We start from the raw sequence: 13,350 nt of genomic DNA on the forward strand, positions 1-13,350 counted from the left end.
AGTCTTTATGAACGACGTTGCCGGTGGATCGGGCGCGGTGCTCGCGGCTGATAGAACAGACATGGACAGGAGCGCACACAATCCCCCATTGCGCAGCCAGTATCTCGCCCGTTGCCAGCTAACTATCATCCTGCATGTTGGCTCGCGCCGGGCCCGGAGTGCAACGACCCCTAAGGATTACCTCATCTGGCCTCGCACAGCCCACCCTCAATCGGGCATAGTGGCGCTTGGCTGGGGCTTGCTGTCAAAGCTGTCGTTTTTCTTGAAATCCGGGGTGAGATCAACAATGCGCATTTGCTTGAGTCTCGATCCGTCGCGGACGCTACGCTGGCATCTGTGGCTGGCAGAGGCGCTTGCTGAAGTTCCGGGCAACGATGTCTCCTGCGCTTTGGCTGCCGGCAGCCGCCCGCTGCCGGTGGTCTTCCGTCTGTTGCTCCAACTCGAACGACTACTCTATGGCTACCGTGTCAAAGGTGCCACCGACCCGGTCGAGGCGGCGCTGCGGTCCCTGCCGCCGCCCTCGGCCGACGGAGTGGATGTGCTAATTGATTTGAGCGGAGAGGAGCCGCTGCCGTCAGGACGGCGCGTGCTTACCCCGCTCTTCAACGGTCTAGCTGGTGAGATCGGAGTCATGGCCGCTCTGGCCAATGATCAGGATCTTCTCATAGAGCTGCACGACACGGCGCGTCCGTCGGAGTCGTGGACGGCGCGTCCGGCCAGCGTGGACCGTGAAGTGTTCGCGGCGACTCTAGACAGCGTCCTCTCCTGCGCTGTGGCGCTGATCCTAAAGGCCTTGCGCGAGGAACCCAGTTCAGCTGTGTCCGGTGTCTCGGGCCCACCGGCGGCCGTGCCTTCACTCGGCGCGCTTTCGGCCATTGTTTATGGCACGGTGGCATCGAAGGCACTCCAGTTCTTGGACAGCTTGGCCAGAGGCGGCAGATCGTGGGGGATTGGCTGGCGCTTCGACCAGGCAGCGAGCCTGCTGGATAAGGGCGAAGCAGCCTTCCGCGTGCTCACCGGGGACTCAGGTAGCTTCCTTGCCGACCCGTTCCCATTCCGGCATCAGGGTCAGGATTACATCTTCGTCGAACAGTACCTCTACACAAAGAACCGGGGGTGCATCGCGGTCATCAAAGCGGACCGCAGCGGGACCGCCAGCGCACCCCAGATCGTCTTGGAAGAGCCGCACCACCTGTCGTACCCGTTCGTGTTCGAGCAGGACGGACAGATCTGGATGATCCCCGAATCGGGGGCGGTCAGGAATGTCAGTCTCTACAGGGCAATCGAATTCCCGTACCGGTGGAAGCGGGAGGCTTGCCTCCTGGAAGGCATTGAGGGCTACGACACCACGCCGCTGCGCCATGAGGGCGGCTTTTGGTTTTTCGTCAGCCCAAGGCTGTGGAGGTCCACCTCCTGGGATGTCCTCAGCCTCTACCGTGCCGAAAGCCTGACGGGCCCCTGGACGCCCCATGCCGCAAACCCCGTTTTGCTTGATGCTGCGCTCAGCCGCCCCGCAGGTGCCGTCATCCGACACGGCGGGCGCACGCTTCGCCCGGTCCAGGACTGTGCTCGCCGCTATGGCGGCGCGGTGACGTTCTGCCGGATCGATGCACTCGGCGCGTCGGAATTTGCCCAGACCCCGGTCGGTCGCATTTGGTCCGGCCCTTTCGGATGTCACACCTACAACCGCCGGTCCGGCCTGGAGGTGATCGACCTGTTCGGTCATGTCCGGGGATTGCGCGAGGTCACGACCTCGTACCAGCTGCTTGGAGCCGACGTGTCGACCTTGGCGCAGCATGGGCGGTCCCTCTCTCGTCCGGGTGGCCAACCGGTCGGGCCCGCGGCGGCGCCTAGGAAGCGCCGGGCCTCCTCGCCCATTCTGGCGCGCAAGATTAAGGGGTAGTTCGGAAAACACGGCCGAATGGAGAAGTGAGCCTGCGGAGCTCGCGGCTCCCGGGGAGTGACAATGCCCGTATTGCGCACGCTATCGCGCAGGCGACGTCCGCTGCATCGTTTGCTCAGAGAGCCTGTCACTCGGATCTGGATAGCGATCATAGGTCGTCTTCGCTCGCGTTGATCGTGTGCGCTCGCGTTGATGGCATCGCGACCTTGTCGGCTCTTTAGCTCCGCCTCCGGCGCAGCTGCTGACAAAGACCGTGCCGCTGCCATGCAGTTGCCCTTGTGGTTTCGCCGGGACCAACCTGAAGAGATAGCCACAAAGAGCTAGTCACATATGGCGCTCTCTAACCACCTATTGATGCTTCCTTAGCGCAGCCGCATCAGCAATGCTGGTCTTACACAAGCCAGGAGAGGTTCGATGGATTCAATCTCTCGATCTTCTTTCATCTCATCTTTCGCCATCTCCGGGAGTTTGCATATGATTAGAACAGTTGCACCCGGCCGCGTGGCTGCAATTCGGTCCCGGTTTGGCGGGATCTGTCATTCGGCCCATCATCTCGCCGGACCTTTTTCGACAGTCTTGGCGTGGTTCCAACCCGGCCCCTGGGTCCCCTCGCTCGCCGTTACGGTGTTGTCATGAATGCCGGTCTCTCCAGTGTTCTTACCCCCGTCAGTGCCGTATCGCCGTCTGACTCAATCAATTTCGAGCTGCGGCAATCGCTAGCTCTACCCCGGGTCAGCTTCATCGTGCCGACACTCAACGAAGCCGAGAACCTGCCTTGGCTTCTGCCGCGCATCCCGAACTGGGCGCACGAGATCATCATCGTGGATGGCCGTTCGACCGACGACACAGTCGCGGTCGCGCGCCGCCTACGCGAAGACGTGAAGGTGGTCATGGAGCCCCGGCGGGGCAAGGGAGCCGCCCTCCAAGCGGGTTTCAGGGCCGCCACAGGCGACATCATCGTCATGCTTGACGCTGACGGCTCCATGGTCCCGGAGGAGGCGATCGTTTTTGTCAGTGCACTGATGGCCGGCGCGGATCTCGTCAAGGGTTCACGCTTTATCCAGGGCGCCGGCACCGACGACATGTCGCTGTTCCGAATGTTCGGCAACTGGGGGCTGACACTGTTCGTACGGCTGCTCTATGGGGGGTGGTTCTCCGACTTATGCTACGGTTACATAGCGTTCTGGACAAAGCACGTCAGTACGCTCAATTGCGACTGTGATGGATTCGAGATCGAGACCCTCATCAACGTCCGGGCCCTGAAGAACCGCCTCAATATCGTCGAGGTGGCGAGTTTCGAGGCTTCGCGCATCAGTGGAGTGAGCCATCTGCGCGCCATCCCGGACGGCTGGCGCGTCCTCAAGACGATCTTGCGTGAGCGGGTGTACCAACAACACGGGCGGGCCGCGACAACCTGTGATGACGGCGGATAAGCCTGATGCGAATCCTGATGGTTGCCGCTCGCTGCTATCCCTTCATGGGCGGCACTGAAACTCACATCCAGGAGGTCGGTCCCCGTTTGGTGGCGCATGGCCACGCGGTCGACGTGCTCACTACCGATCCCACGGGGGATCTGCCAGTTGAGGAGGAGGTGCGCGGCATGCGTGTGCTGCGCGTGCCGGCCTGGCCAAGGGAGCTGGATCTCTACGTGGCCCCCGGCATTTACACCGCCATCCGGCGCGGAGCTTGGGATTTGATTCACTTCCAGGGGTATAGCAGCTTCGTGGTGCCGATCGGACTGCTCGCGGCCGTCCGCGGGCACCTGCCCTTCGTCTTGACCTTCCACAGCGGCGGGCATTCCTCCCGGCTGCGCAACGCCCTGCGCAGAACCCAGCATATGCTGCTGCGGCCGTTGGTAAGCCGGGCCGCGCGGCTAATCGGCGTCTCCGAATTCGAAGCCGACTTCTTCAGCCGGAGGATGGGCGTGCCGCGGGGTCGGTTTGTCGTCATCCCGAATGGCGCCGAGATGCCGGCTCCTAGCCCCGGCGTCAAGGTCGATCCGCACCTCATCGTCTCGGGTGGCAGGCTTGAGCGCTACAAGGGCCATCACCGGGCGATCGCGGCCTTGCCCGAAATGATGCGCCGGGTTCCGGACGTCCGACTGCACATTGTCGGTACAGGCCCGTACGAGGGAGAATTGCGGCGCCTCGTGGCGACGCTCGGCCTCGAAACGCGGGTCACAATTGGGGGTATCCCCGGATCCGAGCGGCAAAAAATGGCAGATCTCCTGGCGAGCGCCGCGCTGTTTGTGCTGTTCAGCGACTACGAAGCCCATCCGGTTGCCGTAATGGAAGCGCTGTCGCTGCGCCGTCCGGTCCTCGTCAGCGACACGTCCGGTCTGCGGGAACTGGCCGGCAACGGCGTATGCCGGGCGATACGGTGCAATGCTGGTCCGGGAGAGCTGGCCGCGGCCATGGCCGACGAACTGGAGGCCGATCGGCAGGTCCCGGATTTGGCGCTGCCCGACTGGGATGCCTGCGCGCAAGCGCTGAGCAACGTCTATTGCGATGTCCTGAGCAGCCGATCCACGGTCCGCGTGCCCTCCGGTGGCGTGACATGGTGGCCTCCTCCGACGAGGACATGACGCTGATGATGCAGACTCATTCCACCGCGAGAACCAGGATCAACCCGCTCCAGGCCGGGATGCGGTTCGTGTCAACCATCATCGGCCCCGACCTTCGCGGCGGCAGCGTTGAGGCTCCGTCGCAACGGGCCAAATCCGGATCGATGGCAATTCTGTGCCTGACGGTCGCCGTGGCGCTGCTCCTGGTCGTGGCCGGGCACGCGGCCGGGCGCCGCGGGTATGACGTGGCGCCGCCGCTCTTCTGGTCCGGTATGGTCCTCCTCGTTGTTCCGACCAGCTTCCGTATCGCCTGGCCGACAACAGCCCGGGGGGAGCGCCTTTTCCTTCTATTCCTGCTTGCCGAAGCTCTATTCTACTGCAAGAAGGTCTATTCCCCGACGAGCTTCAGCGGTTACGACGAGTTCTTGCACTGGATCGCAGCCGAGGATCTCATCACTGCCCGCCGGCTGTTCCTGCCCAACGCGCTTTTCCCGATCGGCCCAACGTATCCCGCTCTGGAGATACTCACGACGGCGATCGCCGATCTGACCGGTCTGCCTTTGCTTGTGGCAGGCACGCTCTTATTGGCCGTCCTCAAGGGCACATTCATCGGGGCCCTGTTTCTGTTCCTCGAAAGCATCTCCGGATCCTCGCGTATCGCGGCTATCGCCTGTCTGGTCTACATGGGCTGCTCGACCTTCTTCCTGTTCGACTCAAGTTTCTCCTACCAGAGCCTCGGCATCGTACTATGTGTGCTGGCCTTTGCGGTCGAAGCAGCGTCCAAGGATCTCGTCGGGCGACCTCGGCTGAAGTCGCTGGGGCTGATTGCCGTTCTGTTGGCAAGTCTGGCGGTCACACATCACATCTCGGCCGCCTTCGCGGCCATCTATTTCGGGGCGCTGGCGTGTCTTGAGGCTTTGCGCAGGCGCGATCCGATGCGGATTGAGGCGAAGATCGGCGTGGGCCTCACGGCGATCCTGGCCATAGCCCTCCCGTTCCTGTGGATGCAGGCCCGTGGCATCCCTCTGGCGGGCTATCTCGGTCCGGTGATCGAGGCCGGGTTCAACACATTGCTTGGGAAGATCCTTGGCGCGGCCACCCCAACGTCGCAACATCTCGAAGCGCCGACCAAGGCCCTCTACTTGCAGCTGACTACTTTGCTGGCACTCCTGCTGTTGGCACTTGGCCTGGCAACCGGATTCTTTCGATCGCTGGCCATGGCAGCGCAGAGTGGGGCACGGTCGAGTTGGGGTGCGATCCACGACATTTCCAAATGCCGCTGGCGGGACAGCCGGCTCATGCTCCTCACATTCCTGGCCTTCGGGCTGCCGATCTCTGTGGCCTTCCGACTGACCGTCATCGGATGGGAAATCGGCAACCGCATGGGAACGTTCGTATTCCTCGGCGTCGGGCTGGTCGTCGCGGTAAGTGTCGTCCACTTCTGGCAGGGCCCTGCGCCGCGCGGGTGGCGCCGCATTGCACCGGCCGCCGGTCTGGCCGTCATCGTATTGGGAGGCGTCGCGAGCTCCGCAATTAACCCTATCGATGGGCGTTATAGGGTGGCGGCAGATCAGGAATCAATTGAGCCCATGGGGATCGAAACGGCACGCTGGGCCAAGGAATGGCTCGGGGCTGGCAACCGCTTCATTTCCGACCGCATCAACAGCATTCTGCTTGCGAGCTACGGCCGGCAGGACGTCAGGGTCAAGATCAAAGACGGCGTCGATCCCGCGAGCATATTTGAGGCCGAGACTTTGGGGCCAGGGGAGTTTTGGGGCTTGGCGGGAAGCGACATCGATTTCCTGCTGGTCGACCTGCGCCTGAGCACGGCCCCGCCGGTGCTCGGGTTTTACTTTCAGCCTTGGCAACGGCGTCAGGGAACCCCGATCTCTGGCTCAGCGCTGCTAAAGTTCAATGACGTGAAGGGCGTCACCCGTATCTACGACAACGGCTCGATCGTCATTTATGACGTAAGGGGGTTGCATGAGAATTTGTAACAAGAATGACCTACCGGCCGCGTGCCTGTGGGCAGGAGCCGTCGTAGCGGTTGTCGCCACCACCGACAATCTGCTCCTCCGTACTGTCCTGAGCGTGCCCATGGTGTTCCTCGTCTCGGGCCACACGGTGCTGCGGGCCTTTGGCGTCAGGACCACCTCGGCGTTGCAACACCTCGTCTACGCGGTCGGAGCAAGCCTCTCTGCCGGTATCGCCGGGGGCTTTGTACTGAACGCCGCAGACTTCCTCACGCCGCTCGGCTGGTCGCTTTGGTTCTGGGCCGTGACGGCCGCGGCGGCACTGGTGGCCGCGGTCCACCGAGACCGTCCCGACCTGCCAGCTTGGCCGGCTCTGGCGCGGGTCCGGTTTTGGCAGGGGACCATGGTTATGCTGGCGCTGCTTGTGGCGACCGGGGCCTATGCGCTGGCCGTACGGGACGAAGCAGCCCATCGGGAATTCAAATACACCGAGTTCTGGTTGTTGCCGTCGCCCCCCGGCAACACCGGCCGGATCACAGTCGGCATCAGAAGCGCGGAGACCCAAGCTCAGCGGTTCGACGTGGAAGTCACCCTTGACGGGCAACCGTTCGCCGTTTTGCGATCGGTCGCCGTGGCGCCGGGCGACACCTGGACGCGGGAAATTCCGGTGCCCGCTTTGGCAACTCGCCAGAAGGCCGAGGCACGACTCTACCGACCCGAAGACAACAGGCTCTATCGCAGCGTTTCGACGCTGGTGCCGCGCAACTGAAATGAGGCTCGATCTATGCGCATCCTGCTGCTATCGCAGTTCTATCCTCCGGTAATCGGGGGAGAGGAGCGGCACGTCCGCAATCTGGGCGCAGCGCTGGCGCAGCGAGGCCATCATGTCAGCGTCGGGACCTTGATGCACCCCGGATCGCCCGAAACCGAGCTGGATGGCGCGGTCCGCGTGCACCGCCTGCGCGGAACGCTTCAGCGTCTGTCCGGCCTTCACGTGGACCCCAAGCGCCGCCATGCACCGCCGTTCCCAGATCCCGAACTGATGCTTGCCCTGAATCGGCTGGTAGCCCGGGAGCAGCCGGACATCGTTCACGCCCACAACTGGATTTACGCGTCCTTCCTGCCGCTCAAACGTCTGAATGGGGCACGCCTTGTGGTTACGTTCCACGATTACGGCCTTGTCTGCGCCAAGAAGAACTTTATGCATTTGGGCGCGCGTCTCTGCAGCGGCCCGGCACCGGCCAAGTGCCTGCCTTGCGCCACAAGGCACTACGGAGCGGTGAAGGCAGCCGCGACCACACTAGGTAATTGGGCGTCGAGCTTCGCCGCTCGGCGCGTGGTGGACCGTTTCATCGCGGTGAGCCACGCGGTTGCACGTTACAACGGACTGACCCAAGGCCGCGCCCCTTACGAGGTCATCCCCAACTTCGTGCCCGACGATGTCGCAGTGCTTGGCCCCGAAGATGCCTGCCTGCGGGAGCTCCCGGGAGATGGGTTCATCCTGTTCGTTGGCGACTTGACGCGCCTCAAGGGTATTGACGTTCTCCTGCAGGCGTATGCCAGCCTCAATCAGGCGCCGCAATTGGTCCTGATCGGGCGCCGGGTCGCCGACACGCCAACCCAATTCCCCCCGAACGTCCGAGTCTTCTGCATGTGGCCCCATTCCGCCATCATGCACGCTTGGCGGCGCTCTCTGTTCGGGGTGCTGCCGTCGGTGGGGCCAGAAGCCTGCGCGACGGTGATCATGGAAGCGATGGCGTCCGGAAAGGCAGTGGTTGCAACCGACGTCGGCGGGATGCCGGATATGGTCGATCATGGCGAAACAGGCCTTCTCGTGCCGAGCGGCGACGCGCACGCCCTCGCCAATGCGATGCAGACACTTCTGAAGGATCGCGCCCTGCTTGCCCGCTTGGAGACGAGGAGCCTCGCCAGGGTCGAGCGACTGAAGGCCGGAGCGGTCGTGACCCAGATCGAGCAGGTCTATCGGGACGTCTTGCGCCCAGCAGCCCGCAGGTCCGCTGTGCCGGCGCAGCACGGGTCGGGACAGCCATTATGTCGGTAGACCGCGCCGGAACGGCCATCATTCGTGTGCGCCGCGAGCTTCGAAAGAGCGCCGCGCTCGTGATGAATTCCGGCGCCCTGGCAATCGGGACGATCGCAGCGGCCGGTCTCGGGTTTGTCTATTGGTGGCTCGCAGCGCGGCTATTTCCGCCGGAGGTGATCGGCAACACCTCCGCCCTCCTGTCCGTAATGGGGCTTATCGGCACGCTGGGCGAGGCGGGGCTCGGGACCATGCTGGTGGGCGAGATCGTCCGGAATCCCGGCAAGGAGCGCGGACTGGTGGCCGCAGCAGTGTGCGTCGGCGTGACACTGGCGGTCGCCCTGGCCTTGGTGTTCGTCGTCGGGCATGCGTACCTGAGCAGCTCGACCGGCCTGATCGGCGGCTGGCTTGAGGGTGTTGCGTTCCTCCTCGGTTGCGGTCTGACCGTTCTCGCCATCCTGGCTGACCAAGCCTTCCTGGGCAATCTGCGCGCCACTGGCAAAATGATCCGACAGATGCTGTTCGGCACGTTGAAGCTGATGCTGATCGCTGTCGCAGTGGCTGGCGGCTACACCTCCCATGCCGCTCTTCTTCTGAGCTGGGTGGCCGGCCTGCTAGCGTCCCTCATGGGTGTGGACCTGTTGACCCGCGGCGGCGCGCGGCGCCTCGTTGGACCTCCCGATTTCCAGCTACTCAACACGCTGCGCAGCAAGATCTTTGACCACTACGCACTCGACGTGGCCTTGCAAGCCCCCGGCCTTATCATGCCCTACCTTGTGCTGACCGTCCTGTCCCCAGCCATCAATGCCGCCTTCGTATCCTTATGGATGTTGGTCACCATCGCCTCTTTGATTCCCGCAGCTATGGCCACGGTGCTCTTCCCCGTAGTGAGAGCGAGCCCAAAACAGTCCAGACACGACATCCTTTTATCGGTGATGACGTCATTGCTCTTCTCGCTTGTCTGCGCCCTCTTCATTTTCACCTATTCGCAAACGATCCTTGCGGTCTTCAATCCGACCTATCCTGGAATCGCCGGTTCGAGCCTGCGCTTTCTCGGCTTTAGCCTGTTGGGATCGACGCTCAAATTTCATGCCTGCACCCTGGCGCGGTTAGCCGACAAGATGCGCAAGGCATCTCGCTGGTTCGCGCTTGGCGGATTGCTGGAGCTGTTCCTGGTAATCGCGGGGGCGAAGCTTGACGGACTTCAAGGCCTGGTCTTGGGCTGGACGCTTGCCACAACCATTGAGGGCGCATGTGCGGCCATCATTTTGGCCTTCGCGAAACTGGATTCTGCCGCCGGCCCCGCGCACGACCGACCCGCCACGCCGCCGGTCCAGCCATGATGCGATTTGGAAGCGACGCGTCAATTTGGAGGGAACTGAGCTGGCGCACCGGAACCAGGGTCCATTGATCGCGAGATGCGCGGCGCTTCCTATCCGCGTTGCCGACCGGCCGCCTCGACTCAGCCACCTTGGAGGCGCTCTTGGCAGGGGGCGCGACGCACTTGGCTTACGCTTCCTGCAGCGTCGGCAGCCTTGTCTGCTGCTGTAACACCACAGCGATATCCTCACTGCCGCAGTGGACTCACGACGTAGATGCGACCACCTCGAGCATCACCTCTGTCGCGCCACCGGCGATGGATAGGATGCGTGCGTCGCGTGCGATGCGCTCGATCGGACTGCCTCGCATGACGCCCATAGCGCCATGGAACTGCACGCAGGCGTACAATACTTCGTTGACAAGTTCACCGCAGAGGGCCTTCAGCATCGAGGTCTCGCGCAGGCGATCGTCGTCAGCGTCCATGCGCCAAGCGGTCGCATAGAGAAACGCACGGCCTGCCTCCACCTTCGCGGAGAGCATCGCGATACGTTGACGGATCGCCTGCATGTCCCATAGGGCGCCTCCGAACGCGCGGCGAGTTTTCACGTAGGAGAGGGTCACATCGATTGCGGCCTCGGCCATCCCTATGGCCATGGCGGCGAGGACAAGGCGCTCGTTCTGGAAGTTGCGCATGATGGAGTAGAAGCCCTGTGCCTCCGCGCCGAGCACGTTCTCGGCGGGGATTCGGCAGCCGTCGAAGACGAGCTCCGCGGTATCAGAGGAGCGCCAGCCGAGTTTGTCAACCTCGCGGGCGACGCTGAAGCCTGGCGTGCCCTTCTCGACGAGGAACATGGTGATCCCGTTGCTTCCCGCCGAGGGATCAGTCTTGGCTGCGACGCAGTAGAGATCCGCATGGACCCCGTTCGTGATGTAGAGCTTCGTGCCGTCGAGCACATAGGAATCGCCATCTCGCAGCGCGCGCGTGCGGATGGCCTTCACGTCCGAGCCCGCATCCGGCTCAGTGATGGCGACCGCGGTGATCACCTCCCCGCTGATGATGCTGGGCATCCAGCGTTCCCGCTGGGCTTTGGTGCCGTCGTTAAAGACATACAAAGATGCCATCTCGGCATGGACCAGTATCGCATCGGCAACGCCGCCATAGGTCGAGCGCCCGAGCTCCTCGGCGAACACGGTCGATGCGACCGCGTCCATGTCGGCACCACCATACGCGGCAGGGTAGCGGATGCCGAAGAAGCCGAGCTCGCCCATGCGGCGCAGGATCGGACGGGGAATGGATCCGTCATCCTCCCAGTGATCCGCACGGGGCTTGATCTCCTCGTCCACGAACCTGCGCACCTGGTCGCGCAAGAGTTCGTACTCCTCCGCCGCCCAAGGCAGCCCCGGTTCTCGCGCCGATGCCCAAGCTTTGTCCAACATGTTCATCCGATCTGTCATGAGTCCAAAAAGCTTCCCCCCGATTGCCCGGATAATCGGAGAGCCTTATGAGCTAAAGTTCGAGCTCCTCTCTCGGTCCCTCCGACACGGAAGTGGCTTCTGAATGGGCAGTCCAACGCATACCATCGATCACTTCCGCCAGTTCGGCTAGCGTCGGCCGCTCAAAGAGGTTGCGAAGCTGCACGTCAACGCCGAAGACCTTCCGCATGCGCGATACTGCCCTCATTACCAGGAGCGATTCCCCGCCCAGGCCGAAAAAGTTGTCGTGACGTCCGATGGACTCGACCTTCAGGAGATCGCTCCACAGCGCCGCCAGAGTCTTCTCGGTTTCGGTCGAGGGAGCGGCGAATTCTTGCGCAGACTGTAAGTGTTCCGCCGTCGGCTCGGGAAGCGACGAGCGGTCGATCTTGCCGTTGGACGTGAGCGGCATCCGTTCGAGGCAAACATAGTGCGTGGGAATCATAGACTCCAACAGTTCTTCGGCAAGGTGCGCGCGCAGGTCAGCCACGGTCAGGGGCTTCGACAAGACGTAGTAGGCCACCAGTCGTGAGATGCCGTCTTCGGGCTTTGACTGTTCGGCATCGCCGATTTCGCCTATTGTTGGCGCTGCTGGTTTTTTCATCGAGTTTGCGATGGCGGCGACAGCGCATTCCTGAACGTGCGGGTGCTTGAGAAGCCGCGCTTCGATCTCGCCCAGCTCGATACGCGCGCCACCAACCTTCACCTGATGATCGACGCGCCCGAGAAATTCCAACCGTCCCTCCGAGTTCCAGCGGGCGAGATCGCCCGTTTTGTACAGCCGCAACTTCGAAAACCCATCCCGTGGATCGATGGCGGTGAGAAAGCGCTCGTCCGTCAGTTCAGGCCGATTGAAATAGCCTCTCGCGAGGCCGTCGCCGCCAATGAAAATCTCACCGATAATGCCGGGTGCGGTGGGCTTATGCGCCTGGTCAAGGACATAGATGCCAGCATTGGCCGCCGGCACGCCGATCGGCACCGATGCAGATTGATCCCGGTCGATGTCGAAACGGTGAATCATGCAGCCCACAGTGGCTTCCGTTGGTCCGTACTCGTTGTAGACTTCGACAGGATGAGAAATGGCTTTAGTGATGGCGCGGGCCAACTCGGTTTTGAAGTCCTCGCCACCGACGATGAACTTGCTCAGCCTTGTCGTCTCAAGGTTGCAATTCCGGATCATCGCGAGATGCGCCGGCGTCAGCTTCATGATATCGACCGCGTTGTCGTCGACGACCTTTAGCACGACCATGCTCTCGACTCCGGGATCACCAACATAGACGACGATGCGGCCGCCGGTGATAAGTGGCGTAAAGAGTGTTGTAACCGTCAGGTCGAAGGCGAGGGATGAGAAAAGCGGCCATGCGACACCTTCTCGGGAGCCGTACACGTGAGCCGCCCACCAGATGTAATTCACCAAGTTCCGGTGTTCGACAACGACGCCCTTTGGCGTGCCGGTCGAGCCGGAGGTGAAGATGATATAGGCGGCGCCCTCCGGAGTGGCGGCGGACGCTCGGGCCAAGTCCGGCTGATTCAAGATCGACCCGAAATCGGCGTCGAGCACGAAAATGTCGGCAAGGTCCGGGGAAATACCGGATTGCAGTCGCGCCTGGGTAATCGCCACCGGCGCCCGCCCGTCGGTCCCATTGGCAATGTCCTTCAGGATTGTTGCCAGACGCCCTCTCGGTGTTGCCGGATCCACCGGCACATAGGCAGCGCCGGCCTTCAGGACGCCCAAAATCGCCACGACGACCTCAATGGAGTGCTCCATGAACACAACGGCAACCTGAGCCGGCCCAACGCCGATCGAGCTCAGATGCGCTGCCATCTGGTTGGAGCGCTCGTTGAGCTGCTGGTATGTCAGCGTTGCGTCGCCGAAGCGGATCGCTTCAGCGTCAGGACTACGCATTGACTGGTCGCGGAAGAGATCGACGATCGTTCTGTCCGACGGGTAGGGCGCTGCCGTGGAGTTGTACTCGACAACCAGCGCCTGATGATGGGCATCTTTCTGCAGGGGAAGTGCTACGTCCTTCGCCGCGATAGGTAGGACTTCATTCATGAGATACGCTCCCATCGCGAA

At 62.5% G+C, this 13,350-nt stretch carries 9 protein-coding genes; 7 read left to right on the forward strand and 2 right to left on the reverse strand.

The features are described 5' to 3' along the window. The first annotated feature begins 7 nt into the window (after positions 1-7). From M653_RS1000000134990 to M653_RS0118540, 7 genes are all read left to right on the forward strand, one after another. Positions 8-1,903, forward strand: coding sequence for a hypothetical protein (locus M653_RS1000000134990; protein WP_156938219.1), 1,896 nt, complete (start codon positions 8-10; stop codon positions 1,901-1,903). Between the two features lie 632 nt (positions 1,904-2,535). Beyond that, positions 2,536-3,336: a glycosyltransferase family 2 protein gene (locus tag M653_RS01000000132910; RefSeq protein ID WP_084636749.1), complete on the forward strand. Its 801-nt coding sequence runs from the start codon at positions 2,536-2,538 to the stop codon at positions 3,334-3,336. A gap of 5 nt (positions 3,337-3,341) precedes the next feature. Continuing rightward, positions 3,342-4,487 (forward strand): glycosyltransferase family 4 protein, encoded by a 1,146-nt coding sequence (locus tag M653_RS01000000132915; RefSeq protein ID WP_051442719.1) that lies wholly within the window; start codon positions 3,342-3,344, stop codon positions 4,485-4,487. Continuing rightward, complete coding sequence (locus tag M653_RS01000000132920; protein WP_051442720.1) at positions 4,460-6,463, forward strand: hypothetical protein; 2,004 nt, start codon at positions 4,460-4,462, stop codon at positions 6,461-6,463. Before M653_RS01000000132915 ends, M653_RS01000000132920 begins: the two co-directional genes overlap by 28 nt. Before the next feature lie 100 nt (positions 6,464-6,563). Beyond that, positions 6,564-7,208, forward strand: coding sequence for a hypothetical protein (locus tag M653_RS0118530; RefSeq protein ID WP_027144686.1), 645 nt, complete (start codon positions 6,564-6,566; stop codon positions 7,206-7,208). A 15-nt stretch (positions 7,209-7,223) separates the two neighbouring features. Further along, positions 7,224-8,501, forward strand: a complete 1,278-nt coding sequence (locus M653_RS01000000132925) for a glycosyltransferase family 4 protein (protein WP_084636750.1) — start codon at positions 7,224-7,226, stop codon at positions 8,499-8,501. Continuing rightward, on the forward strand, positions 8,492-9,823 hold the full coding sequence (locus tag M653_RS0118540; RefSeq protein ID WP_027144687.1) for a hypothetical protein: 1,332 nt from the start codon (positions 8,492-8,494) through the stop codon (positions 9,821-9,823). Before M653_RS01000000132925 ends, M653_RS0118540 begins: the two co-directional genes overlap by 10 nt. Before the next feature lie 241 nt (positions 9,824-10,064). Here the strand turns inward: M653_RS0118540 and M653_RS0118545 are convergent, their stop codons facing one another. Both M653_RS0118545 and M653_RS0118550 read right to left on the reverse strand, forming a co-directional pair. Then, positions 10,065-11,255, reverse strand: coding sequence for an acyl-CoA dehydrogenase family protein (locus tag M653_RS0118545; protein ID WP_348626244.1), 1,191 nt, complete (start codon positions 11,253-11,255; stop codon positions 10,065-10,067). A gap of 52 nt (positions 11,256-11,307) precedes the next feature. Continuing rightward, positions 11,308-13,329, reverse strand: a complete 2,022-nt coding sequence (locus M653_RS0118550) for a non-ribosomal peptide synthetase (protein ID WP_245262218.1) — start codon at positions 13,327-13,329, stop codon at positions 11,308-11,310. Positions 13,330-13,350 lie beyond the last annotated feature (21 nt).

Source organism: Mesorhizobium sp. WSM3626, from assembly GCF_000513935.1.
Taxonomy (GTDB): domain Bacteria; phylum Pseudomonadota; class Alphaproteobacteria; order Rhizobiales; family Rhizobiaceae; genus Mesorhizobium; species Mesorhizobium salmacidum.